The 23,686-nt window shown below is 74.0% G+C and carries 21 protein-coding genes; 12 read left to right on the forward strand and 9 right to left on the reverse strand.

The genetic code is table 11. From position 1 onward, the window contains the following. Window positions 1–648 (forward strand): transketolase C-terminal domain-containing protein (locus VM95_RS32750; RefSeq protein WP_045703810.1); only part of this gene is annotated, 648 nt, incomplete at its 5' end. Window positions 649–779: 131 nt separating this feature from the next. Then, complete coding sequence (locus VM95_RS32755) at window positions 780–2,306, forward strand: ArnT family glycosyltransferase (RefSeq protein WP_244179032.1); 1,527 nt, start codon at window positions 780–782, stop codon at window positions 2,304–2,306. A 66-nt stretch (window positions 2,307–2,372) separates the two neighbouring features. On the opposite strand, the gene VM95_RS32760 is transcribed toward VM95_RS32755, so the two are convergent. The 5 genes from VM95_RS32760 to VM95_RS32780 all read right to left on the reverse strand — a co-directional run bounded on the left by VM95_RS32760 (window position 2,373) and on the right by VM95_RS32780 (window position 9,118). After that, on the reverse strand, window positions 2,373–4,520 hold the full coding sequence (locus VM95_RS32760; RefSeq protein ID WP_045703812.1) for a 3-hydroxyacyl-CoA dehydrogenase NAD-binding domain-containing protein: 2,148 nt from the start codon (window positions 4,518–4,520) through the stop codon (window positions 2,373–2,375). 2 nt (window positions 4,521–4,522) lie between these two features. Continuing rightward, window positions 4,523–5,740 (reverse strand): thiolase family protein, encoded by a 1,218-nt coding sequence (locus VM95_RS32765; RefSeq protein WP_045703814.1) that lies wholly within the window; start codon window positions 5,738–5,740, stop codon window positions 4,523–4,525. Between the two features lie 230 nt (window positions 5,741–5,970). Further along, window positions 5,971–7,224, reverse strand: a complete 1,254-nt coding sequence (locus VM95_RS32770; RefSeq protein WP_045703816.1) for a ribonuclease D — start codon at window positions 7,222–7,224, stop codon at window positions 5,971–5,973. 193 nt (window positions 7,225–7,417) lie between these two features. Further along, complete coding sequence (locus VM95_RS32775; RefSeq protein ID WP_045703820.1) at window positions 7,418–8,131, reverse strand: response regulator transcription factor; 714 nt, start codon at window positions 8,129–8,131, stop codon at window positions 7,418–7,420. 324 nt (window positions 8,132–8,455) lie between these two features. Beyond that, window positions 8,456–9,118, reverse strand: a complete 663-nt coding sequence (locus VM95_RS32780) for a DUF3000 domain-containing protein (RefSeq protein WP_045703822.1) — start codon at window positions 9,116–9,118, stop codon at window positions 8,456–8,458. Between the two features lie 206 nt (window positions 9,119–9,324). Here VM95_RS32780 and hemE point away from each other — a divergent pair, with 206 nt between their 5' ends. Further along, the gene (gene hemE / locus VM95_RS32785; protein WP_045703846.1) at window positions 9,325–10,407 is read left to right on the forward strand and encodes a uroporphyrinogen decarboxylase; all 1,083 of its coding nucleotides are present in this window, start codon (window positions 9,325–9,327) and stop codon (window positions 10,405–10,407) included. 55 nt (window positions 10,408–10,462) lie between these two features. On the opposite strand, the gene VM95_RS32790 is transcribed toward hemE, so the two are convergent. Next, the gene (locus VM95_RS32790) at window positions 10,463–10,678 is read right to left on the reverse strand and encodes a hypothetical protein (RefSeq protein ID WP_045703824.1); all 216 of its coding nucleotides are present in this window, start codon (window positions 10,676–10,678) and stop codon (window positions 10,463–10,465) included. 228 nt (window positions 10,679–10,906) lie between these two features. Between VM95_RS32790 and hemG the strand changes: the two genes are divergently transcribed. Together hemG and hemQ are read left to right on the forward strand one after the other, a co-directional pair. After that, window positions 10,907–12,346, forward strand: a complete 1,440-nt coding sequence (hemG, locus tag VM95_RS32795) for a protoporphyrinogen oxidase (RefSeq protein ID WP_045703827.1) — start codon at window positions 10,907–10,909, stop codon at window positions 12,344–12,346. Then, complete coding sequence (gene hemQ, locus VM95_RS32800; protein ID WP_045703829.1) at window positions 12,343–13,068, forward strand: hydrogen peroxide-dependent heme synthase; 726 nt, start codon at window positions 12,343–12,345, stop codon at window positions 13,066–13,068. Before hemG ends, hemQ begins: the two co-directional genes overlap by 4 nt. 122 nt (window positions 13,069–13,190) lie before the next feature. On the opposite strand, the gene VM95_RS39795 is transcribed toward hemQ, so the two are convergent. From VM95_RS39795 to VM95_RS32815, 3 genes are all read right to left on the reverse strand, one after another. Then, window positions 13,191–13,973 (reverse strand): TIGR04222 domain-containing membrane protein, encoded by a 783-nt coding sequence (locus VM95_RS39795; protein WP_045703849.1) that lies wholly within the window; start codon window positions 13,971–13,973, stop codon window positions 13,191–13,193. Between the two features lie 83 nt (window positions 13,974–14,056). After that, window positions 14,057–15,181 carry a TIGR04222 domain-containing membrane protein gene (locus VM95_RS32810; protein WP_045703831.1) on the reverse strand — a complete coding sequence of 375 codons (1,125 nt, stop codon included), beginning with the start codon at window positions 15,179–15,181 and terminating at the stop codon, window positions 14,057–14,059. Between the two features lie 43 nt (window positions 15,182–15,224). Beyond that, the gene (locus tag VM95_RS32815) at window positions 15,225–16,547 is read right to left on the reverse strand and encodes an MbnB/TglH/ChrH family RiPP precursor modification enzyme (RefSeq protein WP_045703833.1); all 1,323 of its coding nucleotides are present in this window, start codon (window positions 16,545–16,547) and stop codon (window positions 15,225–15,227) included. 271 nt (window positions 16,548–16,818) lie between these two features. On the opposite strand from VM95_RS32815, the gene VM95_RS32820 reads away from it, so the two are divergent. From VM95_RS32820 to VM95_RS32850, 7 genes are all read left to right on the forward strand, one after another. Beyond that, a complete protein-coding gene (locus VM95_RS32820; protein WP_045703835.1) occupies window positions 16,819–17,751 on the forward strand; it encodes a GNAT family N-acetyltransferase in 933 nt (310 codons plus the stop codon). 188 nt (window positions 17,752–17,939) lie between these two features. Next, entirely contained in the window at window positions 17,940–18,953 is a 1,014-nt protein-coding gene (locus VM95_RS32825; RefSeq protein ID WP_045703837.1) for an MBL fold metallo-hydrolase, read from the forward strand. 102 nt (window positions 18,954–19,055) lie between these two features. Then, entirely contained in the window at window positions 19,056–20,981 is a 1,926-nt protein-coding gene (locus tag VM95_RS32830; RefSeq protein WP_063773597.1) for an ATP-binding protein, read from the forward strand. Further along, window positions 20,978–21,418 (forward strand): roadblock/LC7 domain-containing protein, encoded by a 441-nt coding sequence (locus VM95_RS32835; protein WP_045703839.1) that lies wholly within the window; start codon window positions 20,978–20,980, stop codon window positions 21,416–21,418. The genes VM95_RS32830 and VM95_RS32835 overlap by 4 nt, the downstream gene beginning before the upstream one ends. Then, window positions 21,415–21,768, forward strand: coding sequence for a DUF742 domain-containing protein (locus tag VM95_RS32840; protein ID WP_045703841.1), 354 nt, complete (start codon window positions 21,415–21,417; stop codon window positions 21,766–21,768). Before VM95_RS32835 ends, VM95_RS32840 begins: the two co-directional genes overlap by 4 nt. Continuing rightward, window positions 21,746–22,414 (forward strand): GTP-binding protein, encoded by a 669-nt coding sequence (locus VM95_RS32845; protein ID WP_425265382.1) that lies wholly within the window; start codon window positions 21,746–21,748, stop codon window positions 22,412–22,414. Before VM95_RS32840 ends, VM95_RS32845 begins: the two co-directional genes overlap by 23 nt. A gap of 26 nt (window positions 22,415–22,440) precedes the next feature. Continuing rightward, window positions 22,441–23,607 carry a cytochrome P450 gene (locus VM95_RS32850; RefSeq protein ID WP_045703855.1) on the forward strand — a complete coding sequence of 389 codons (1,167 nt, stop codon included), beginning with the start codon at window positions 22,441–22,443 and terminating at the stop codon, window positions 23,605–23,607. Window positions 23,608–23,686: the final 79 nt, after the last annotated feature.

Raw genomic sequence — 23,686 nt, forward strand, 5'->3', positions numbered from 1 at the left:
ACCGGGCCGGACGGCGCCTCGCACCACGGCATGTGGGACATGTCGATCCTCCAGGTCGTCCCCGGCCTGCGGCTCGCCGCCCCGCGCGACGCCGACCAGGTCCGCGCCCAGCTGCGCGAGGCCGTCGCCGTCGACGACGCCCCGACCGTGGTCCGCTACTCCAAGGGCACGGTCGGCCCGGCCGTCCCCGCGGTCGGCCGGATCGGCGGCATGGACGTGCTGCGCGCCGCCGAGGAGTCCTCCGGCGCGCACCGCGCCGACGTGCTGGTCGTCTCGGTCGGCGCGATGGCCCCGATGAGCCTGGAGGTGGCCGACCTGCTGGCCGCCCAGGGCATCACCGCCACCGTGGTCGACCCGCGCTGGGTCAAGCCGGTGGACCCGGCCCTGCCCGGCCTGGCGGCCGAGCACCGGGTGGTCGTCACGATCGAGGACAACGGCCGGGTGGGCGGCGTCGGCTCCACCGTGGCGCAGGCGCTGCGGGACGCGGACGTGGACCTGCCGGTGCGCGTCTTCGGCATCCCGCAGGAGTTCCTGGACCACGCCAGCCGCGACGAGATCATGGCCGAGACCGGTCTGAACGCCCCGGACATCGCCCGGAAGGTCACCGCCCTGGTCGCCGGCCTGGTCGCCGACCGGGTCGACGCCTGACGGCCTACCCCGGACGGCCCAGGCCCGTTCGTCCCGACTTCGTCACAGTTCGCCACGGGACAAGCTGACAATCGCACCGAAAGGCGGGACCGGCGCCACCCGCGCCGATCCCGCCGGGTAGGTTGTCAACCGTGCCGACCCCCACCCGTTCCCGCCTCGCCGGACTGGCCGAGCGCCTGCCCGCGCGCGCCCGTACCCACCTACGCCAGGGGTACTGGACCAGGCTGGTGCCGGTGCTCGCGCTGGTCGCGCTGGCCACCCACCTCCCCTCCTTCGCCCGGCCCGTCTGGAGCCCGGACGAGGGCTTCCTCGCCACCCAGGCCCGGATGCTCGCGGACGGCGGGGTGCTCTACGACACCGTGGTGGACCGCAAGCCGCCGCTGCTGCCCTGGCTCTACCAGGCCTGCTTCGCGGTCTTCGGCTCCGCCTCGCTGTGGCCGCTGCGCACCCTCGCGGTGGTCGCCCACCTGGTTACCGCGATCCTGCTGGCCTCGATCGCCCGCGGCCGCTGGGGCAACCGGGCCGGCGCCGGCGCCGGGCTGCTCTACCTGCTGGTCTCCATCGGGCTCTCCCCGGAGGACACCCAGGCGGCGACCTTCGAGGTCTTCATGCTGCCCGCCATGGTGGCCGCCTTCCGCTACGCGGAGCGCCGCCGCTGGCTGGCCGCCGGCATCGCGGTGGCGCTCTGCTCGCTCACCAAGCAGACCGGCGGCGCCGTGCTGCTGCCGGTGCTCTGGATGCTGTTCCAGGACGCCCGCCGGCGCGGGGTGCGCTGGCCGCCCGCCCTGTTCAAGATCGGCTTCGGCTTCATCCTGCCGATAGCGCTGGTCGCGGTCATCCTGACCAAGCCCAAGGGCTTCCTCTTCTGGGTGGTCACCGGCAGCGGCGACTACGCCTCCTTCGGCGGCGCCTGGCTGCAGATGATCGGCCGCGCGCTCGGCAACTCGGCGATCCTGGCCGCCGCGGGCCTCGGCTTCCTGCTGCCGGTCGGGCGCCGGCTCTGGCTCAAGCGCCGCCACCGCCCGCTGCCGGTGGCCGGCGAGGAGCACGGCTCGACCACCGACCTGTGGGTCTGGCTGCTCTCCTCGGCCGTCGCGGTCAGCGTGGGCTTCCACTTCTTCGGCCACTACTACCTGCAGCTGATGCCCGCGCTGGTGCTGCTGGGCACCGGTGCGGTGGCCACCTCGGCGATCCGCTGGAAGCCCGTCCTGGTGTACACCACGGCCGCCGCCACGGTGTTCTGGGGCCTGGCGCTGGCCTGGCCGGGGGAGCAGCTGAACCGCAACACCGAGGTCGCCACCGCCGTCGCCGCGCAGACCACCCCCAAGGACACCGTGCTGGTCTGGGGCATGCACCCCGAGCTGTACTGGCTGGCCGACCGCAAGCCCGCGACCCGCTACCTGACCGCCGGCTTCCTGACCAACTACAGCGGCGGCAAGGACGGCAGCCCCAACGTGGGCGAGCAGTTCAGCGTCAACAACGCCTGGCAGACCTTCGACAAGGAGCTGGCCAACAACCTGCCCGAGGTCTTCGTCGACGACTCCGGCATCGCCCCGTACCAGCCGGTGATGGTCCCGCGGATCGAGAACCTGCTGGACACCCACTACGAGATGGTCGGCGTCTTCGCCGACACCGTGGTCTACCGCCTCAAGAAGTAACGGCCCCGGACACGAAGGAGCCCCCGGCGACCAGGTCGCCGGGGGCTCCTTCGTACGGGCTACGCCTTACGCGGGCACCGAGGCCACGCCGGGGGCGAGGAACTTCTTGCCGTTCACCCGCTCCGAGATGCCCTCACGGTCCAGGTACGGGGTGATCCCGCCCAGGTGGAAGGGCCAGCCGGCACCGGTGATCATGCAGAGGTCGATGTCCTGCGCCTCGGCGACGACACCCTCCTCCAGCATCAGGCCGATCTCCTGCGCGACGGCCTCCAGAGCGCGGTCGCGGACCTGCTGCTCGGTGAGCACCGAGTCGCCGAAGCTCAGCAGCTCCAGCACCTCGGGGTCGAGGACCTGCTGGCCGTCCACCCAGGTGTAGAAGCCGCGCTTGCCGGCCTTGACCACCTTGCCGAGGTTCTCGGAGACGGTGAACCGCTCCGGGAAGGCGCCGGCCAGGGTCTCCGAGACGTGCAGGGCGATGGCCGGGCCGACCAGCTCCAGCAGCATGATCGGGGACATCGGCAGGCCGAGCGGCGCGACGGCCTTCTCGACGTCGGCGATCGGGGTGCCCTCGTCGATGATGTTCTGGATCTCGCCCATGAAGCGGGTCAGGATCCGGTTCACCACGAACGCCGGGCGGTCCTTGCACAGGACCGAGGTCTTCTTCAGCTTCTTCGACACCGCGAAGGCGGTGGCGAGCGAGGCGTCGTCGGTCTTGTCGCCGCGGACGATCTCCAGCAGCGGCAGGATCGCGACCGGGTTGAAGAAGTGGAAGCCGACGACCCGCTCGGGGTGCTTCAGCTTCGAGGCCATCTCGGTGACCGACAGCGAGGAGGTGTTGGTCGCCAGCACGCAGGTCGGCGAGACCACGTCCTCCAGGTCCGCGAAGACGGTCTGCTTGACGCCCATCTCCTCGAACACGGCCTCGATGACGAAGTCCGCGTCGCCGAAGGCGGCGGCCTTGTCGAGCGAGCCGGAGACCAGGCCCTTGAGGCGGTTGGCCTTGTCCTGGCCGATGCGGCCCTTGCCGAGCAGCTTGTCGATCTCGGCGTGGACGTAGCCGACGCCCTTGTCGACGCGCTCCTGGTCGATGTCGGTGAGGACCACCGGCACCTCCAGGCGGCGGGCGAACAGCAGCGCCAGCTGCGAGGCCATCAGACCGGCGCCGACGACGCCGACCTTGGAGACCGGGCGGGCCAGCGACTTGTCCGGCGCGCCGGCCGGGCGCTTGGCCCGACGCTGCACCAGGTTGAAGGCGTAGATGCCGCTGCGCAGCTCGCCGCTCATGATGAGGTCGGCCAGGGCCGCGTCCTCGGCGTCGAAGCCGGCCTGCAGGCTGGCCTTGTCGGCGAAGTCGGCGTCCTTGACGGCCTCGATGATGTCCAGCGCCTTGTAGGCGGCCGGGGCGGCGCCGTGCACCTTGGCGTCGGCGACCATGCGGCCCCACAGCACCGCGTCGTCCCAGGCCTTGCCGCGGTCGATCGGCTCGCGCTCGACGACGACGTCGCCCTTGAGGACCTTGGCGGCCCACAGCAGGGACTGCTCCAGGAAGTCGGCCGGCTCGAAGATCGCGTCGGCGATCCCCAGCTCGAACACGTCCTTGCCCTTGAGCTGCTTGTTCTGGTTCATCGAGTTCTCGATGACGACCTTGACGGCCTTACCGGCGCCGATCAGGTTCGGCAGGATGGTGCAGCCGCCCCAGCCGGGGACGAGGCCGAGGAAGACCTCGGGCAGCGAGAAGGCCGGGACGCCCGCCGACACCGTGCGGTAGTCGCAGTGCAGGCCGACCTCGACGCCGCCGCCCATGGCCGCGCCGTTGTAGAAGGCGAAGGTCGGGACGGGCAGCGCGCCGATCCGCTTGAAGACCTCGTGGCCGCCCTTGCCGATGGCCAGCGCGTCCGCGTGCTGCTTGAGCAGCTCGACGCCCTTGAGGTCGGCACCGACCGCGAAGATGAACGGCTTGCCGGTGATCGCGGCGCCGACGATCCTGCCCTCGGCGGCCTCGGCCTCGACCTGGTCCAGCGCCTCGTCCAGCTTGAGCAGCGAGCCCGGGCCGAAGGTGGTCGGCTTGGTGTGGTCGAAGCCGTTGTCCAGGGTGATCAGGGCCAGCTTGCCGGCCTGCAGCGGCAGGTCCAGGTGGCGCACGTGCGCGGTCGTGACGACCTCGCCCGGGAACAGCTCGGCGGCCTGCTGGAGCAGCTCAGTGGTGTTGCTCATGCTCACTTACCACCCTCGAAGTGCGGGTTCTCCCAGATGATGGTGCCGCCCATGCCGAAGCCGATGCACATCGTGGTGAGGCCGTAGCGGACGTCCGGGCGCTGCTCGAAGCGGCGGGCCAGCTGGTTCATCAGGCGCACGCCCGAGGAGGCCAGCGGGTGGCCGAAGGCGATCGCGCCGCCGAACGGGTTGACCCGCTCGTCGTCGTCCGCGATGCCGTAGTGGTCCAGGAAGGCCAGCACCTGGACGGCGAAGGCCTCGTTGACCTCGAAGGCCTGGATGTCGTCGATGGTCAGACCGGCCTTGGCCAGCGCCTTCTCGGTGGCCGGCACCGGGCCGATGCCCATGACCTCGGGCTCGACGCCCGCGAAGGCGTACGAGACCAGGCGCATCTTGACCGGGAGGCCGAGCTCCTCGGCGACGTCCTCGGCGGCCAGCAGCGAGGCGGTGGCACCGTCGTTCAGACCGGCCGAGTTGCCCGCGGTGATGTTGCCGTGCGGGCGGAACGGGGTCTTCAGGCCGGCCAGCGACTCCATCGTGGTGCCCGGGCGCAGCGGCTCGTCCACGGTGGCCAGGCCCCAGCCGGTCTCGCCGACCTCGGGGTTGGTGTTGCGGATCGAGATCGGCACCAGGTCGGGCTGGATGTCGCCGTTGGCGTACGCCTTGGCGGCCTTCTCCTGCGAGCGCACGGCGTAGGCGTCGCAGCGCTCCTTGGTGATGTGCGGGAACCGGTCGTGCAGGTTCTCCGCGGTCATGCCCATGAACAGGGCGGACTCGTCGACGAGCTTCTCGGAGACGAAGCGCGGGTTCGGGTCGACGCCCTCGCCCATCGGGTGGCGGCCCATGTGCTCGACACCGCCGGCCACGACCACGTCGTACGCGCCGAAGGCGATGCCGCCGGCGGTGGTGGTCACGGCGGTCAGCGCGCCGGCGCACATGCGGTCGATGGCGTAGCCGGGGACGGACTTCGGCAGGCCGGACAGCAGGGCGGCGGTGCGGCCGATGGTCAGACCCTGGTCGCCGATCTGCGTGGTGGCCGCGATGGCGACCTCGTCGATGCGCTCGACGGGCAGGTTCGGGTTACGGCGCACGAGCTCCCGGATGCACTTGACGACGAGGTCGTCGGCGCGCGTCTCGTGGTAGATGCCCTTCGGGCCGGCCTTGCCGAACGGGGTGCGGACGCCATCGACGAAGACGACGTCCCTCGCGGTACGAGGCACGGGGGCTCTCCTCCCAGGGACCAACATTTCGAGGTGGGCAGGCTGCCGCCGGCGAAGATCCGAGCGGCGCCGCTTCACCGTCATGCTACCGGTCGGTAACCAACCTGCCCAGGCCCCTCGGAGGGTTCGGCCCGTGTGTCCCGCGACACGTCCGACCAGCGGCCCTGCGCCGGGGGACGGGAAAGGGGACGCCACCCCTCCGGGCGGCGTCCCCTTTTCGTCGTCACTGGTCAGCCCTGGGCGGCGGTGGCCGCGGCGGCGGCGAAGGCGGCCTCCAGCGCCGGCGCCACCAGGTCGACCTGCCACTGCCGGGCGCCGAGCCGGCGCAGCGCCGCGGCGATGCCCTCGGCATCGGCGTCGGCCGGCGGCTCCCAGGACACCCGGCGGACGTGGTCCGGGGTGATCAGGTTCTCGGCCGGCAGGTGGTGGCGCTCCGCCAGCTCGGTGACGGCGCTGCGGGCGCCGGACAGCCGGGCGGCGGCCACCGGGTCCTTCTCCGCCCAGGCCCGCGGCGGCGGCGGCCCGTCGTGCGGCGCGGCGGAGGCCGGCAGCTGGTTCTCCGGGACCTCCCGGCCGCGCTGCACGGCGGCCAGCCACTGGTCCAGCTGGCGGCGGTGCACCCGCGGCCCGAAGCCCTGGACGGCCTGCAGGGCGGCGGCGTTCAGCGGCATCGCCAGCGCGGCGTTGACGATCGCGGCGTCCGACAGCACCCGGCCCGGGGAGACGTCGCGCTCCTGCGCCATCTTGTCCCGGGCCAGCCACAGCTCCCGCACCACGGCCAGCTGACGGCGTCGGCGGATCTTGTGCAGCTGGGAGGTGCGCCGCCACGGGTCGGTGCGCTGGGCAGGGCGCGGGGGAGCGGCGGCGATCGCCGCGAACTCCTCGAGCGCCCACGCGAGCTTGCCCTGGGCGTCCAGCTCCTGTTCGAGTGCGTCGCGCAGCTCGACCAGCACCTCGACGTCCAGAGCGGCGTAGCGCAGCCACGGCTCGGGCAGCGGGCGGGTGGACCAGTCGACCGCCGAGTGCTCCTTGGCCAGGCTCAGGCCCAGCACGCTCTCGGTCATCGCCCCGAGGCCGACCCGGGCGAAGCCGGCGATCCGGCCGGCCAGCTCGGTGTCGAAGAGCCGCTGCGGCCGCATGCCGACCTCGGCCAGGCAGGGGAGGTCCTGGGTGGCGGCGTGCACCACCCATTCGGCGTCGGCGAGGGCCGCGCCGAGGGCGCTGAGGTCGGGGCAGGCGATCGGGTCGATCAGGGCGCTGCCGGCGCCCGCGCGGCGGAGCTGGATCAGGTACGCGCGCTGTCCGTAGCGGTAGCCGGAGGCCCGCTCGGCGTCGACGGCGACCGGCCCGGTGCCCGCCGCGAAGGCGGCGACGGTGTCGGCCAGCGCCTGCTCGTCCACCACGACGGGTGGGATCCCCTCCTTGGGTTCGAGGAGCGGGACCGGGGCTGCTTCTTCTGGGATGGCTGCTACGGCGTCGGTCACCCACCAAGGGTACGACGGTCACCGGGACTGGGAGTGTTGTCGGACTGGTCAGACCGCGTTCGGGAATATGCCGCGCCGGCTCGTCCGGCACCGTCCGCTGGCCGGGCCGGCCGGAAGGGGGTGCGCGAACGCCCGCGGCGGCCGAGGGGGAAACGTTCCTCCTCAGCCGCCGCAGCGGGACCGACCGGTCGGATCAGTGGATGATGCCGGTGCGCAGGGCCACCGCGACCATCCCGGCGCGGTCGCCGGTGCCGAGCTTGCGGGCGATCCGGGCGAGGTGGCTCTTGACGGTCAGTGCCGACAGGCCCATCGCCACGCCGATCGCCTTGTTCGACTGGCCCTCGGCGACCAGCCGCAGCACCTCGACCTCGCGGCCGGACAGCTCCCGGTAGGCGGTCTGCTGCGGGCCCGGGGCACCGGGGGCGCCCGACGCGCCAGGAGCGCCGGCGGCACCCGGCATGCCCGGCATCCCGGGGCGGCGCATCCGGCCGGCCAGCCCGGCACCGAGCGGCAGGCCCGGGCGGCCCGGCATCGCGACGTTGGTGCGGGTACCGGTGACCACGTAGCCCTTGACACCGCCGGCGAGCGCGCTGCGGACCGCGCCGATGTCGTCGGCGGCGGACAGCGCCAGGCCGTTCGGCCAGCCCGCGGCCCGGGTCTCGGCGAGGATGGTCAGCCCGGAGCCGTCCGGCAGGTGGACGTCGGCGACGCAGATGTCGCGGGGGGTGGAGACCCGGGGGCGGGCCTCGGCGATCGAGGACACCTCGATCACGTCCCGGACGCCGAGCGCCCACAGGTGGCGGGTGACGGTGTTTCGGACGCGGGGATCGGCGATGACCACCATGGCGGTGGGCTTGGTCGGACGGTAGGCGACCACGTTTGCGGGGTGCTCAAGAAGGACCGACACCAGGCCTCCTGCGGGGAGTGGCGGACGGAACCCCGATGGGGGCGGTTTCGGAGTGTTCCGCGTTCGGAAAGGGTCACAGTCTGCTTCGGCAGCATGCGCGCCCGGCTTTAGCGAAAGATCACGATCTAGTGAGTAACAATACGGACAAATCGCGCATATGAGTGATGCGACATGCCCGGAAATCGCACAAAATCGATCAAAACCGTTTACAGAACGGTCGCTCTCCATCAGCGAATTGACGCAGACCAGACCCCGAGCCATCCTTCGTCAGCCCTGGGAGTGGTGTCCGGGCCCCGGGTGACGCCCGGGGCGGCGCACCACCCGTCAGTGCGAGCGCGGGCGTCGCCGGGCGGGCATCGGGACCACTCCGCCGAGTGACGTGACCTCGGCCGGCGCCTGCGCGGCCGGCGCGGCCGGCGGCAGACCGGCACTGATGCAGAGCAGGTCCGCCCAGGCCGCCAGGTGTCGCTCGAACCGGCCGTCGGCCGGCGTCCAGGACGCCCGGATCTCGATCTCCGTCGACGCCGGGCGCTCCGCCAGGCCGCCGAAGTACTGCGAGGAGCAGAGGGACACCGTGCCGGACGGCTCCGCGTGCCCGGCGCCGTGCGCCTGCAGCGCGTCCATCAGCCAGGCCCAGCCGACCTCGGACAGCATCGGGTCGCCGGCCATCTCCGGCTCCAGCTCGGCCCGGGTCATCGTCACCACCCGGAACTCCCCGTTCCAGGCCTCCTGCCCGGCCGGGTCGTACAGCAGCACCAGCCGGCCGTCCGCCAGCTCCTCGCCGTCCACCTCCACCGAGGCGGTCACCGCGAACGCGTACGGAGCCAGCCGGCGCGGCGCCGGGGCGGGGGAGAGCTGCACCTCGGGCCGCAGCCGCGACCCGTCCAGCGCCGCCACGGCGGCCCGGAACTCGCTGGGTGCCCCCTCCGGACCCGTTCCGCCACCTGCTGCGCCACCCTGCGCGGGGTGCCCTCCGACCGCTGCCATGACCCGAAGACTAGGTGGAAAACCTTGGTCGACGCCGCAACTTCCGAGTCTGCGGCGTGCCGGAACGGCAAACCCGTCCGGAACCTGCCAAGGCGCCGGGCCGGCGGGGCCACCGGGGCCGCCGGAGCGGGGCGGCGACCGGACCGCCCGGGGCCCGCCCCCGCGCGCATGCGAAGATTCAACCCGTGAGCGAGACTACGGCAGACATCCCGGCGGCCACCCACGACGGCCCGCCCACCCCCGCGCGCCGCGGCGCCGCGCACGACTCCGCGTTCCTGCGCGCCTGCCGGCACGAGCCGGTGCCGCACACCCCGGTGTGGTTCATGCGCCAGGCCGGCCGCTCGCTGCCCGAGTACCACAAGGTCCGCGAGGGCATCCCCATGCTGGAGTCCTGCATGCGGCCCGAGCTGGTCAAGGAGATCACCCTCCAGCCGGTGCGCCGGCACCAGGTGGACGCGGCCATCTTCTTCAGCGACATCGTGGTGCCGCTCAAGGCGATCGGCATCGACGTCGAGATCCAGCCGAAGGTCGGCCCGGTCATCGCCGACCCGATCCGCACCTTCGAGGACCTCAAGCGGCTGCGCCCGCTGGAGCCGGACGACGTCCCCTACGTCACCGAGGCGATCGGCCTGCTCGTCGACGAGCTCGGCGGGACCCCGCTGATCGGCTTCGCCGGCGCGCCGTACACGCTGGCCAGCTACCTGGTCGAGGGCGGGCCGTCCAAGAACCACGAGAACACCAAGGCCATGATGTACGGGCAGCCCGAGCTGTGGGCCGCCCTGGTCGACCGGCTCGCGGACATCACCTCGGCCTTCCTCAAGGTGCAGATCGAGGCCGGCGCCTCGGCCGTCCAGCTCTTCGACTCCTGGGTCGGCTCGCTCGCGCCCGACGACTACCGCCGCTCGGTGATGCCGGCCAGCGCCAAGGTCTTCGACTCCGTCGCCCACTACGGCGTGCCGCGCATCCACTTCGGCGTCGGCACCGGCGAACTGCTCGGCCTGATGGGCCAGGCCGGCGCGGACATCGTCGGCGTCGACTGGCGGGTGCCGCTGAACGTCGCCGCCGAGCGGGTCGGCCCCGGCAAGGGCCTGCAGGGCAACCTCGACCCGGCCGTGCTGTTCGCCCCCACCAAGGTCGTCGAGACCAAGGCCCGCGAGGTGCTGCACGCCGCCCAGGCGCTCGGCACCAGCGGCCACATCTTCAACCTCGGCCACGGCGTCCTGCCGAACATGGACCCGGACGCGCTCAGCCGCCTCGTCGCCTTCGTCCACGAGGCCAGCGCGCGCTGACCCCGGGCGTTCGACTCCCCGCGGTGGCGGGCCCCCCGGCGGGGCCCGCCCGCGGTCAGCCCTCGCCGAGCTGATCCGCTCGCACCCGGAACTCCCGTTGCCCACAGGTGGTTTCGAGATGGTGTGGCAACCAGATGGAAACCGTGACGATCTCCTCCTCGCCGGTTCCGGCTCCCGTCAGGACCGTGCAGTCGATCCCGGCCGGAAACGGGAACGGCGAGTCCGGCCCGATCCAGACGTCCGAGCCGAGAGCCTGATCCGTCCCGAACATCGCGGTCTTGTCGATGATCGATCACCGCTCTCCGTCCACATCCGTGAAGTAGACCTCCACCACGCCCGGTTGCGTGTCATCGACCCACCGGACCGCTTCACCCCACAGGTATGTCACAGACCCCTCCCCTCGGCCGGACCGTACCGGGGTCAGCGGCCGTGAGCATCTTCTTTCCGGGGCGGGTGGGGGATTGAGGGTTTCCCCGTAAGACCTGCGAGACTGCGAGGCATGTCGCAAGCACAGGTCGTCGTCATCGGTGGTGGGATCGCGGGGCTGGCTGCGGCCGCCTTCCTGAGCGGGGCGGCCGGGGGGCCGGCGCGGGCGCGGGTGACGGTGCTGGAGGCCTCGGGGCGGGTCGGCGGGAAGCTGTGGGGCGGGGAAGTCGGCGGGGTCCGGGTGGACCTCGGGGCCGAGTCGATGCTGGCGCGGCGCCCGGAGGGCACCGAGCTGGCGCGGGCGGTCGGGCTGGCGGAGGAGCTGGAGGCGCCGACCACCGCGAAGGCGGCGATCTGGACCCGGGGCGCGCTGCGGCCGCTGCCGGGCGGGCAGGTGATGGGCGTCCCCGGTGACCTGGCGGCGCTGTCGGCCTCCGGGGTGCTGACCGCGGCGGGGCTGGAGCGGGCCCGGCACGAGGAGCGGACGGAGGTCGGCGAGGACGTGGCGATCGGCCGCTACGTCGCCGACCGGCTGGGCCAGGAGGTGGTGGACCGGCTGGTCGAGCCGCTGCTGGGCGGTGTCTACGCCGGGCGCGCCGACGAGATCTCGATGCGGGCCGCCGTGCCGCAGCTGCTGCCGATCGCGCGCGGCGGCGGCTCGCTGGTCGAGGGGGTGCACGCGCTGGCCTCGCGGCCGCAGACGGTCGGCACCCCGGTGTTCGCGGGCCTGCGCGGCGGTCTCGGCACCCTGCCGGAGGCGGTCGCCGAGGCCTGCGTGAAGGCGGGGGTGGACCTGCGCACCGACGCCCCGGTGGCCGAGCTGCGCCGCACCCCCGAGGGCTGGCGCGTCGTGGTGAACGGCGAGGTGCTGCACGCGGACGCCGTGGTGCTGGCCGCGCCGGCCCCGGAGGCCGCCCGGCTGCTGCGGGCGGACGCCCCGGCGGCGGCCGCGGAGCTGGACACCGTCGAGTACGCGGGCATGGCGCTGGTGACGCTGGCGTTCCGCCGGGCGGACCTGGCCGGCCTGGCCCAACTCCAGGGCGGCAGCGGTTTCCTGGTGCCCCCGGTGGACGGCCGGCGGATCAAGGCGTCGACGTTCTCCTCCAACAAGTGGGGCTGGCTGGAGCGTTCGGCCCCGGACGCGTTCCTGCTGCGCACCTCGCTGGGCCGCCACCGCGAGGAGGAGGCGCTGGAGCTGCCGGACGAGGACCTGGTGGCCCGCTCGCTGGCGGACCTGAAGGAGGCGGTGGGGCTGACCGCCCGGCCGTACGACACCTTCGTCTCGCGCTTCACGGCCGGCCTGCCGCAGTACCCGGTGGGCCACCTGGACCGGGTGGCCCGGGTGCGGGCGGCGACGGACCGGGTGGGCGCGCTGGCGGTGTGCGGCGCCGCGTACGACGGCGTGGGCATTCCGGCGTGCATCGCCTCGGCGGCCGCGGCGGCGGCCGCCGTCGACAGACTGTTGACCCCGGCAACGGGGGAAGGTTCCACGGAGAGGACAATGGGCGCATGACTGAGACCGTTGAGCAGCAGCCGGAGCAGCAGCCCGAGAAGAAGAAGGCGCGCGACCTGAACCAGGTCATCCGCTACACCATGTGGTCGGTGTTCAAGCTCAAGGGCGCCCTGCCCGAGGACCGTACGGCGCTGGCCGCCGAGGTGGACGGGCTGTTCGAGCAGCTGGCCGCCAAGGACGTGACGGTGCGCGGCACCTACGACGTGTCCGGCCTGCGCGCCGACGCCGACATCCTGGTGTGGTGGCACGCCGCCGACTCGGACGACCTGCAGGAGGCGTACAACCGCTTCCGCCGCACCGGCCTGGGCCGGCTGCTGGAGCCGGTGTGGTCGAACATGGCGCTGCACCGCCCGGCCGAGTTCAACAAGTCGCACATCCCGGCGTTCCTCGCCGACGAGCGCCCGCGCGACTACGTCTGCGTCTACCCGTTCGTCCGCTCCTACGAGTGGTACCTGCTGCCGGACGCCGAGCGGCGCGCGATGCTGGCCGAGCACGGCCAGATGGCGCGCGGTTACCCGGACGTGCGGGCCAACACGGTGGCCTCGTTCGCGCTCGGCGACTACGAGTGGCTGCTCGCCTTCGAGGCGGACGAGCTGCACCGGATCGTCGACCTGATGCGCGACCTGCGCCCGTCCCGGGCCCGGCTGCACGTCCGCGAGGAGGTGCCGTTCTTCACCGGCCGCCGCAAGCCGGTGAGCGAGCTGCTGAACGGCCTGGTCTGAGGCACGGCGACGCACCGCGAGGCACCGCGAGGCACCGCGAGGCACCGCGGCGCACCGCGACCGGAGGCCGGCTCCCCCCGTACGAGGGGGAGCCGGCCTCCCGGCGTTCCCGGAGGTGCGGATCAGCCGCGGTGCGGGCGCAGGGCGGCGCGCAGGCGGGCGTCGGGGAGGACGGCGGGGCCGTTCATGGCGACGGCGGTGAGCAGTTCGCGCTCGTCGTCGTCGCTGAGGCCGTGCTGGCGGGCCGGCCGGACCTCGCGCAGCACCTCCATGCCGGTGGGGGAGGCCCAGCGGGTGTACGGGTAGACGTCGACCCGGGCCATCAGCAGGGTGCCGGAGGTGAGGATCAGCGGCAGCGAGAACCAGGCGAGCGGGGCGAGGGTGTCGCCGCCGGTGAAGCCGCTGACGGACAGGGCGGCGGCCAGCAGGACCAGCGACATCAGCAGCGCGTGCCGGACCTGCCGGACCACCACCACGGTGTCGCGCTGGACCGCCGCCGGGGTGGCCAGGCCGGCCAGGGAGAGCCGGGCGCCGATCTCCAGCACGGTCGGGTGCTCGGCCATGGCGCGGCGCAGCTCGTCCGTCCGGCACTGGCCTTCCGGGCCGACCGCGGCGATGACCGCGCGCTCCAGGCGGCTGCGGCCCCTGGGGTCGACGACCGTGGTCCAGCCGGTGTGCGCGAGGTGCAGCCGGCCGCGGCCGGCCATCAGGACGAGGGCGAGTTCGACCACCCGGTCCGGGCCGCCGGCCAGGTAGGCGGTCTCGTACAGGCCGATCCCGACCGCCTCCGGAGGCCGTAGCCCGTCCCGTTCGGCCAGCGCGTCCGCGGCCGCGGTCATCCGCACCAACCGGAGGCAGGAGAGCACTGCCGCCACGCAGGCCGGGATCAGGAACAGCAACCACATGGGCTTGTTGTATGCCTGGGCGGTCGGCGCGGGGAACGGATTCCCGGACCGCGATACCGAACTGTGACGTCGGAGCGCACGGTTCAGCTGCCGCAGCTCGACCCGCAGCTGGAGCCGCAGCTCGACGAGGAGGACGAGCCGCAGCTGCTGGAGGATCCGCAGCTGGAGTGCGAGGACGACCCACAGCTGGAGTGCGAGGACGACCCGCAGCTCGACGACGAGGAGGAACCGCAGCTGCTCGACGAGGACCCGCAGCTCGACGACGAGCCGCTGTCGGAGGAGCCGCACCAGGTGGTCGTGGCGCCGCAGGAGGACGAGCCGGAGCTGCACGAGGACGACGAGGACGACGAGGACGAGGAGGACCAGCCGGAGCGGGAGCCGACGGCGCCCCCGAGCATGCCGTTCATCACCTCCTCCTCGTCGGCCGCGCCGAGCAGCGCCTGCTGCAGCTCCAGGTTGTCCAGGTCCGCCCCGGCGACGGCCAGCCCGCCGAGCGCGATCGCGCCGAGGACCGCGCCGCCGGCCATCCCGGTGTAGAGGCCGTGGCTGGGCGTCCACGGCCGGCCGGTGTCCATCAGCTGGAGCTGGCGGCGTCCGGCCGGGGTGATCCGGACCGCGGGCACCCGGGTGGCGAGCACCGCGCAGACGCCGACCACGGCCAGGACGCCCGGGATCCAGAACGCCGGGCGGTCGTAGCCGGCCTTGTCGTCGTCGAGGGCGAGGGCGAGCACGGTGAAGAGCGCGACGGCCCCGAGCGCGAGCCAGAGCAGCCGCCGCGCCCGGTGGACGGTCCGCAGCCGGTCGGGGCGGCGCATCAGGCCGCGGGCGGCGAGGTCGTCGCCGATCGCCTGGACGGCGGTCGAGCGCATGACGGCGGTGCGCAGCCCGGCCAGGCCGCGGCTGCGGTTCGGGCCGATCGCGTCCACCACGGCCTGCTCGACGGCGTCGTGCGGCTCGTCGTGGGTCAGCGTGACCCGGCCCTCGCGGCTGACCACCACGCGCTCGCCCAGGTGCATCCGGACCAGGGCGGTGTCGAAGACGCGGCCGGGGCCGCCGGACAGGAACGCGGCGCTGAGCAGCGGCAGGCCGCGGCCGGGCAGGCCGAGCGGGTTGTCGACCCGGGTGGCCCGCCGGGCGGCGCGGCTCAGGTGGACGACGGCCGCGATCAGCAGTGCGGCCGGGATCAGGAAGTAGGTGTTGTGCCACATGGGCGGTTTCCCCCGAGATGAAGAAGTGGTGCGTGGCGGCGGGTCAGCCGCGCAGGGCGCGGCGCAGCCGGGCGAGCGGGCCGGGCGGCCGCTCGGGCGCCGGGTGGAGCCACTGCTCCAGGGCCCGGCGCTGGTCGTCCGTGAGGTCGGCCGTGAGGTCTTCCGCGGCCAGCGCCCACGCGCCGAAGGCCCGGGCGTCGGCGCGGTAGCCGCCGGTCTGCGGGTGGGTGCGGGCGTACGCGAGGAACAGCGGGCCGTACCGGCCGTCGAGCAGCCGGGGCAGCTCCGGGGCGACCTTCGCGGTGGTGTCGCGCCGTTTGGCGGCCAGGCCGACCGACTGGGCGCGGACCTGTGCCGGGTCGAAGCCGGGCGGGACGGGCCCGCCGGCCACCAGCGCGGCCAGCAGCTCCTCCTGGCGCCGGGCCAGCCGGTCGCGGGCGTCGGCGCCGGCCGGCTCGCAGCCCCGGTGCGCGGGTGCGGTCGCGGGCGGGGTGGAGGCCGTCCGCCGGGTGCCCCCCTCCAGCACCCGGCGGACGGCGTCCAGTTCGCCGGCCAGTTCACTGGGCGGCGGGAAGGCGGCGTCCCGTTCGAGCAGGACGCCGGGCGGGTCGATCCGGGAGCACAGCTCGGCGAGGACCTCCAGCACCGGTTCGGTGACGGGGTGGGCGTGGGTGTCGTGCCACACGCCGTCGACCAGGGTGCCGCCGGCGACGTGGACGTAGGCGATGGCCTCCAGCGGCAGCCGGTCCAGTTCGGCGGCCGGGTCGAGGCCGAGGTTGACCCGGTTGGTGTGCAGGTTGGCGACGTCGATCAGGAGCCGGACGCCGGTCCGCTCGACCAGCTCGGCGAGGAACTGGCCCTCGGTGAACTCTTCGTCCGGCCAAGAGAGTTGGGCGGCGATGTTCTCCACGGCGAGCGGGACGGGCAGCTGCTCCTGGGCGATCCGGACGTTCTCCGCGATCACCCGCAGCGAGTCCCGGGTGCGGGGGACGGGCAGCAGGTGGCCCGCCTCCAGCCCGCCGGCCCGGACGAACGCCAGGTGCTCGGTGACCAGCGGCGAGTCGAGCGCGAGCGCCAGCTCGGCCAGCTTGGCGAGCCGCCCGGCGTCGGGCAGGCCGGCGCCGCCGAGGCCGAGGCCGACGCCGTGCGGGACGACGGTGACGCCGCGGGCGCGCAGCACGCTCAGCGAGGCCGGCAGGTGGCCGGCGCAGACGTTCTCCGCCACCACCTCGACCCAGTCCAGGCCGGGCTGACGTTCGACCACGGTGTCGATCTCGCTGCGCCAGCCGAGGCCGACGCCCAGCCGGGGCGGGGCGCCGAGGTCGGCCGCCGCCCGTACGGGCTGGTCCAGTGCAGGGGAAGTCATCGGTGTGCCCCCTTCGGAGGGCCGGGTGGGGGGCCTGCGGCGGTGCGGGCGTCGTCGCCAGGAACCGTGCGGCCGTGCTGCTGAGGATGTCCCCGGGTGTGGTGACTGCCAAGCCCCGTCCGGTCTTCTCAGAGCATTATTTGAGCTTGCCGGGAGGCGGAGCCGGGGCCTCCGCCTGCGGAGATCCTAACGGCACCGCCCGCGGCCCGGCCGCGCCGGTGCGGAAAACCGGAGGCGCCGGGCGGGGGCGTGCGGTTAGCCTGCGGAACATATGACTTCTTTGACGATTCGTGACTTCCGCCCCGACGACGCCGCGGCCGTGATCGCCGCCCACCGGACCGGGCGCGAGCACCTGGTGTTCACCGCCGAGGCGCTGGTCTGGATGAACGCCCGGAGCCTGCCGGGTGAGCACTTCCGCGTCTTCGTCGCCGAACTGGACGGCCGGGTGGTCGGTGCGATCCGCTGCGGCGTGGAGACCGGCACGACCCGGACGGGCATCGGCCACGCCAACGGCAGCGTGCTGCCGGTGCATCGGCGGCGCGGCGCCTACACCGGCCTGCTCGCTGCCGCCGAACGGCACCTCACCGCGCACGGGGTGACCGAGCTGCACAGCTGGGTGGACGACGAGCCCGGCTCGCTCGCCTTCGCCGCCGCCCGGGGCTACCGGCTCGGCAGCGCGGCCCAGTTCGCCGTACGGGACCTGACGCTGCCGCTGCCACCGGCCCCCGCGGTGCCGGCCGGCGTCGAGCTGCGCCCGGCCGCCGACTGGGCGGACGACCCGTACCCGCTGTACGAGGTCGACGCGGACGCCGCCCGGGACGAGCCCGGCGAGGTCGCCCTGGACGACCTCGGGTACGAGGAATGGCGCGTCGGCGTCTGGGAACGGCCCGACCTCGACCGCGAGCTGACCGTCGTCGCCGTGGTGGACGGCGTGCCGGCCGCGTTCAGCCTGGCGCAGACCGACGGCGTGGACAGCTACTGGTCCGCCTTCACCGCCTGCCGCCGCGAGTTCCGCGGCCGCGGCCTGAGCAAGCTGGCCAAGCGGGAGTCGCTGCGCCTGACGGCCGCGGCGGGCTACCGGCACGCGTACACGTCCAACGACGTGACGAACGCGCCGATGCTCGCGGTCAACACCTGGCTTGGCTACGAGCGCTGCGCCGGCGAGCGCAAGGGCATCAAGTCCCTGGCGCCGTCCGGGGAGTAGCCCCGAAGCGGGACGCGGCGGCCGGCCGGGAACGGTTCGGGTGTCCACCGACCCGTCCGGGCACTGAGACGAGTGGTAGAGACCACACAGGGCGAAACCGGACAGCTCGGGAGAGACCGGGGCAGGAGCCCCGGCCGGCCGCGAAGGTTTTGCCCCGCCCTTCACACAACATGGGCATAATCGCGCACATGACGATCAAGCGTGCGAACGTGAGCGCGATTGCCGAGGACCTGTACGTGTGGCTCCCGCCGAAGCGCGGCTGGGGCCTGGCCAACTGCGGTCTGCTGGCCTCCGAGGCGACCGCGCTCTGGATCGACACGCCGTACGACCCCTCGCTCGCCGGCGAGTTCCTCGCCCAGAGCCGCAGACTGCTCCCCACCGGGGTGGACATCGACCGGGTTGTCGTCACCCACGCCAACGGCGACCACCTGTGGGGCGCCGGGGTCGTGCCCGACGCCGAGGTGATCGCCACCCGCGAGGCGCTGGAGCACATCCACTGGGAGCCCACCCCGCAGCAGCAGCACGCGCTCGTCACCGGCGGCGACCCGGACTCGCCGCTCGGCGGCTACCTCAAGGAGCACTTCGGGGTCTTCGACTGGTCCACCACCGAACCGGTGCGCCCGGACACCGTCTTCACCGGCGAACTGGAGTTCACCGTCGGCCGCTACCCGGTGCAGGTCACCAGCCTGCCCGCGGCCCACACCGGCGGCGACCTGATGGTCCACCTCCCGCACCAGCGCGCCGTGTTCACCGGCGACGTGATCTTCTCCTCCACCCCCGAGCAGCCCGGCGACCACCCCTCGCACTGGGCCGGACCGCTGGAGAACATCATCGGCGCCTGCGAGCAGGCCCTCGCCACCGGCGCCGAGATCTTCGTCCCCGGCCACGGCCCGGTCCTCGACCGCGACGGCGTGGACGGACACATCGGCTACCTCGCCTACGTCCGCGAGCGTGCCCACGCCCTGCACGCCGCCGGGATACCCGCGCTGGACGCCGCCCGCCGGGTGATAGCCGAGCAGCGCCACCCCGAACTCGGCCTGCCCGAGCGGCTGGTGCTCACCATCGCCGCCGAGTACCGGCACCTGGACGGCACCCCGGCGCCCGGCATCCTCGACGCCATGGGCGAGGTCGCCCTGGTGGCGCGCGAACTGGCCCGGGACAGCGCCCGCATCCCGCACCCCCGCACCGCCCGCCACGACTGAACCCGGCCGCCCGGACGGCCCGTCAGCCCCCGAGGGGGCGGCGGCGGGCCGCCGGGCCAGGCGGTCGCAGCAGCCCACGAGCGAGGACTCCCGAGGACAACGATGACGCAGAGCGCGCTGATCGCGCCGATCGTTCTGGCCGTGGTCGCCGCCGCGGCAGTCGGCCTCCTCGCCCGGGCCCGGGCGAGGGCCGCCGGCCGGGCGGCCGCCGCCGAGACCGCCCGCGAGCAGGCCGAGGAGCGCACCCGCGCCGCCGAGGGCCGGCTCGCCCGCGCCGAACAGCAGCTGCGCGAGGCGCAGGAGGACACCCGGCGCGCCGCCGAGGAGGCCCGGCGGGCCGAGGACCGCCACCGCGAGGCCGAGGAGCGCGCCAGGGCCCGCGAGGAACGGGCCGCGGCCGCCGAGGAACGGGCCAGGGCCGCCGAGGAGCGCGCCCACGAGGCCGAGCGGCAGGGCGCCGCCGCGGCCGCCCGCGCCGAGCGGGCCGAACAGCGGCTCGCCGCCGCCGGGACCGCCCGCGAGCAGGCCGAGCGGCACGCCGCCGCGCTGCTCGCCGAGATCGGCCACCTCGCCCAGGAGCGCGTCGCCGCCACCGCCGTCCGGCTCACCCACCCCAACTCCCCACCGGTCGGCCCGCTCGACGCGCAGGCCGTCGGCCCGGAGGCCGTCCGCGCCCTGCAGGCCGTCCTGGACGCCGCCACCGGCGCCATCGCCGACGAACGCGAGCGGGTCGACGCGGCCGCCCGCGCCGCCATGCGCGGCGCCACCTCCCGCATCCAGACCCTGCTCTACCAGATCCAGAGCCTGGTCCAGCAGCTCCAGAACGACAACGACGACCCCCGGCTGCTGGAGCTCGACTTCCGCAACGAGGTCGCGCTGCGCCGCATCCAGACCGTCGCCGTGCTCTGCGAGGCCTGGCCGGGCCTGGCCCGCACCGACTCGCCGCTCGCCGAGGTCGTCGTCGGCGCGCTCTCCCGGGTCCCCGGCTACGCCCGCATCAAGGTCGCCAACCACCTGCGCGAGCAGCGGCTCGCCGTCGTCGCCCGGGCCGCCGAGCCGATCGCCGTCACCCTCGCCGAACTCCTCGCCAACGCCACCGCCTACTCCCACCCGGAGACCGACGTCCCGGTCACCGTCCAGCAGGGCGGCCGTGGCGCGCTGGTGATCATCGACGACAGCGGCATCGGCATGGAGGAGGACCAGCTGCGCCGGGCCCGCCGCCTGCTGGCCGGCCCGCCGGACGTGCTGCTCACCGAACTCGGCAACCCGCCCAAGACCGGCTTCGCGGTGATCGGCAAGCTCGCCCGGCAGTACGGCTTCGCCTGCCACATCGAGCCCTCCCCGTACGGCGGCATGCGGACCATCCTGCGCATCCCGGCCGCGCTGGTGACCGTCGTCGACGAGGCGCAGCCGCTGTCGGTGCTCACCCCGCTGCCGCTGCGCGCGGGCGCCGGGCCGGCCCCCGCGCCGACCGTCCAGGCCGTCCCGCCGATGCGCGACGCCGACGAACGGGACTTCCCCGGGCTCGCCGACCGGCACGACCAGGCCGGGCCGCACCCGGCCCCGGCGATCCGGGTGGTGCCCGATGTGCCGGCCGACGGCGATCCGGGCGGCGAGGAGCCGCCGGTGGAGACGGGGGAGGACGGCAGCGGCCTGCCCAGCCGGCGCCGCCGCCGGCCGCTCGCCGCCGGACAGCCGGGCGGACCGGCCCCCGCACCCGCAGCCGCACCGGCCGGGCCGCCCGCCCGCAGCGCCGAGTGCGTCGCCGACCGCTGGCAGGCCCTGCAGCAGGGCACCGACGCCGGGCGGGCCGCGGCGCAGGACGGGGCCGCGCGGGCCGAAGCCGTACGGGACGGGACGGCATCCGCGCCTTCACCCGAGCACCCCGGCACCACCGGCGACACCACCGCCGAGCGCGACACCGGTGACCGCACCACCGCCGAGCGCGACACCGGCGACCACACCCCCGGTGACCGCACCACCGGCGACCACACCCCCGGCCAGACCTTAGAAGGAGCCGAGCAGTGAGCAGCAGCACGCCGCCCAGCCCGACCGCCACCGAGGAGATCTCCTGGGTCCTGCACCCGCTGCTGGAGCTCCCGGGGGTGCTGCACGCCGTCATCGCCACCGGCGACGGCCTGGTGGAGGGCGCCTCGGACGGCCTGGGACGGGCCTCCGCCGAGCGGGTCGCCGCGATGACCGCGACCGTGCACGCCGCCGCCCGGGCCTTCACCACCGCCTTCACCGACGTCGAACGGCCCGCACTGGCCCAGACCGTGGTCGAGTCCGACCTCGGCTACGCCATCGTCGTGCCCGCCGGGGAGAACACCTCGCTCGCCGTCTTCACCACCCCCGAGGCCCAACTCGGCAACGTGTCCTACCAGATGCAGATCCAGGTCGCCGCCCTGGCCCGGGCGCTCGCCAGCCCGTGCCGGCAGCAGGACGCGGCCGCCACCCGGTCATGACCGCGTTCCCCCGCAGGCGGATGGTGCCCGCCTACCTGGCCACCGGCGGCCGCAGCCGCCCCGGCACCGAAGGCTTCGAGCGGCTCACCGTCCTCTTCGCCGACCGCACCGAACCCCCCACCGGGCTCGAACCCGAACACCGCCGGCTCTGGGAGCTGCTGCGTCCCGGCGCGCTGACCGTGGTGGAGGCCGCCGCGCACCTGCGCCTGCCGGTCAGCGCCACCGTCTTCCTCGCCGCCGATCTGGTCGAGGCGGGCTGCCTGCGCGCCCGTGCCCCGATCCCGCGCGCCCAGCAGACCGACCGCACCATCGTCGAGAGGCTCCTCGTTGGACTCCGTGCACTCCGGTAACCCGACCGGGCCCGCGCCCGACCGGCCCCACCGGGTGGGCTACCTGCCCGACCGGGACCAGACCCTGATGAAACTGGTCGTCGCCGGTCCCTTCGGCGTCGGCAAGACCACCCTCATCCGGACCCTCTCCGAGATCGCCACCCTGCACACCGAGGAGGCGATGACCGAGACCGGACGGCCGGTGGACGACCTCGCGGGCGTGCCCGAGAAGTCCACCACCACCGTCGCCGTGGACTTCGGCCGGCTCACCCTGCCCGGAAACACCGTGCTCTACATGTTCGGCACCCCCGGCCAGCGCCGCTTCTTCCCGCTCTGGCAGGACATCGCGCGCGGCGCCCTCGGCGCCCTGGTGCTCGCCGACACCCGCCGGCTCGCCGACTCCTTCGAGATCATGGACATGGTCGAGGAGCAGGGCCTGCCGTACGCCGTCGCGATCAACTGCTTCCCGGAGTCGCCGCTCCACCAGGTCGAGGTGCTGCGCGCCCGCCTGGACCTGCACCCCGCCACCCCGCTGCTGCTCTGCGACGCCCGCGACCGCGAGAGCAGCCTGGACGCGCTGATCGCCCTGGCCGAGCACGTGCTCGACACCCTGCCCGCCGGCCCCGCCGCCGAGCCGGGCCCCGCCGCCGCCCAGGAGCGCCCGTGACCGCGCCGACCCCGGCCCTGACCCAGATGTACGGCCCGGCCTTCGCCGCCGACCCGCAGCGGGCCTACGAGCAGCTGCGCCGGCACGGCGCCGTCGCCCCGGTGGAGATCGCACCCGGCATCGAGGCCCTGCTGGTCACCGACTACCAGGCCGCCCTGGACCTGCTGCGCGACACCGACACCTTCTCCAAGGACTCCCGCGCCTGGCAGGCCACAGTCCCCCCGGACTGCCCGCTGCTGCCGGTGCTCGCCTACCGCCCCACCGCCCTGTTCAGCGACGGCGAGACGCACGCCCGCTACCGCGCGGTGATCACCGACGGCCTCGCGCTGATCGAACCGCACCGCGTGCAGCGCGACGTCGCCCAGGTCGCCCACCAGCTGATCGACGGCTTCGCGGCGGTCGGCACCGCCGACCTCATCTCCCAGTACGCCACCCGGCTGACCGCCTCCGTGTTCACCACCGGGTTCGGCGTCCCGGACGAGGACAGCGCCCCGATGATCGACGCGATCACCGGCCTGATCGAGTCCACCGGACAGGCCCGCGCCGCCTACGGCAAGCTCGTCGAGATCGTCACGGCCATGGTCGCCGAGCGCCGCGAGCGGCCCCGGCACGACCTCACCTCCTGGTTCGTCACCCACCCGATCGGGCTGGACGACGACGAGGTGATCCGGCAGATCACCCTCACCCTGATCGCCGGGCACGAGCCGACCACCAACCTCATCGGCAACGCCCTGCTGCGCCTGCTCACCGACGCCCGCTACGCCGGCTCGCTGTTCGGCGGCGCGATGACCGCCCACCAGGCGATCGACGAAGTCCTCTGGCACGAACCGCCGTTGGCCAACCTCTCGGCCCACTACCCGCGCTACGACATCACCTTCCACGGCCGCGAGATCAAGGCCGGCACACTGATGCTGGTCTCCTACGCCGCCGCCAACTCCCAGGCCGCGCCGCCCACCGACGGCCCCGAACTGCGCAGCGGCGAGAGCGCCCACCTCGCCTGGGCCGCCGGCCCGCACGCCTGCCCGGCCCGCGACCCGGCCCTGCTCATCGCGATCACCGCCATCGAGCAACTCACCAGCCGCCTCAGCGACCTCGAACTCGCCACCCCCGCCGACCACCTCCTCTGGCGCCCCGGCCCCTTCCACCGCGCCCTCGTCCACCTCCCCGTCCACTTCGCCCCGGCGGCCCCCTGACGGGACGCCCGACGGGATCACCCAGGATTTCGGGCGGGCCCGGGTGCTCGCACCCGGGCCCGCCCAAAACATTTGGTAC

The sequence above is a fragment of the Streptomyces rubellomurinus genome, assembly GCF_000961885.1.
Taxonomy (GTDB): Bacteria; Actinomycetota; Actinomycetes; order Streptomycetales; family Streptomycetaceae; genus Kitasatospora; species Kitasatospora rubellomurina.

Coding starts and splice junctions, on each gene's coding strand:
- VM95_RS32760 (WP_045703812.1), bottom strand. CDS start 4,520: ATGAGCAACACCACTGAGCTGCTCCAGCAGGCCGCCGAGCTGTTCCCG.
- VM95_RS32780 (WP_045703822.1), bottom strand. CDS start 9,118: ATGGCAGCGGTCGGAGGGCACCCCGCGCAGGGTGGCGCAGCAGGTGGC.
- VM95_RS32790 (WP_045703824.1), bottom strand. CDS start 10,678: ATGTTCGGGACGGATCAGGCTCTCGGCTCGGACGTCTGGATCGGGCCG.
- hemG (WP_045703827.1), top strand. CDS start 10,907: ATGTCGCAAGCACAGGTCGTCGTCATCGGTGGTGGGATCGCGGGGCTG.
- hemQ (WP_045703829.1), top strand. CDS start 12,343: ATGACTGAGACCGTTGAGCAGCAGCCGGAGCAGCAGCCCGAGAAGAAG.
- VM95_RS39795 (WP_045703849.1), bottom strand. CDS start 13,973: ATGTGGTTGCTGTTCCTGATCCCGGCCTGCGTGGCGGCAGTGCTCTCC.
- VM95_RS32810 (WP_045703831.1), bottom strand. CDS start 15,181: ATGTGGCACAACACCTACTTCCTGATCCCGGCCGCACTGCTGATCGCG.
- VM95_RS32815 (WP_045703833.1), bottom strand. CDS start 16,547: ATGACTTCCCCTGCACTGGACCAGCCCGTACGGGCGGCGGCCGACCTC.
- VM95_RS32820 (WP_045703835.1), top strand. CDS start 16,819: ATGACTTCTTTGACGATTCGTGACTTCCGCCCCGACGACGCCGCGGCC.
- VM95_RS32825 (WP_045703837.1), top strand. CDS start 17,940: ATGACGATCAAGCGTGCGAACGTGAGCGCGATTGCCGAGGACCTGTAC.
- VM95_RS32830 (WP_063773597.1), top strand. CDS start 19,056: ATGACGCAGAGCGCGCTGATCGCGCCGATCGTTCTGGCCGTGGTCGCC.
- VM95_RS32840 (WP_045703841.1), top strand. CDS start 21,415: ATGACCGCGTTCCCCCGCAGGCGGATGGTGCCCGCCTACCTGGCCACC.
- VM95_RS32850 (WP_045703855.1), top strand. CDS start 22,441: ATGTACGGCCCGGCCTTCGCCGCCGACCCGCAGCGGGCCTACGAGCAG.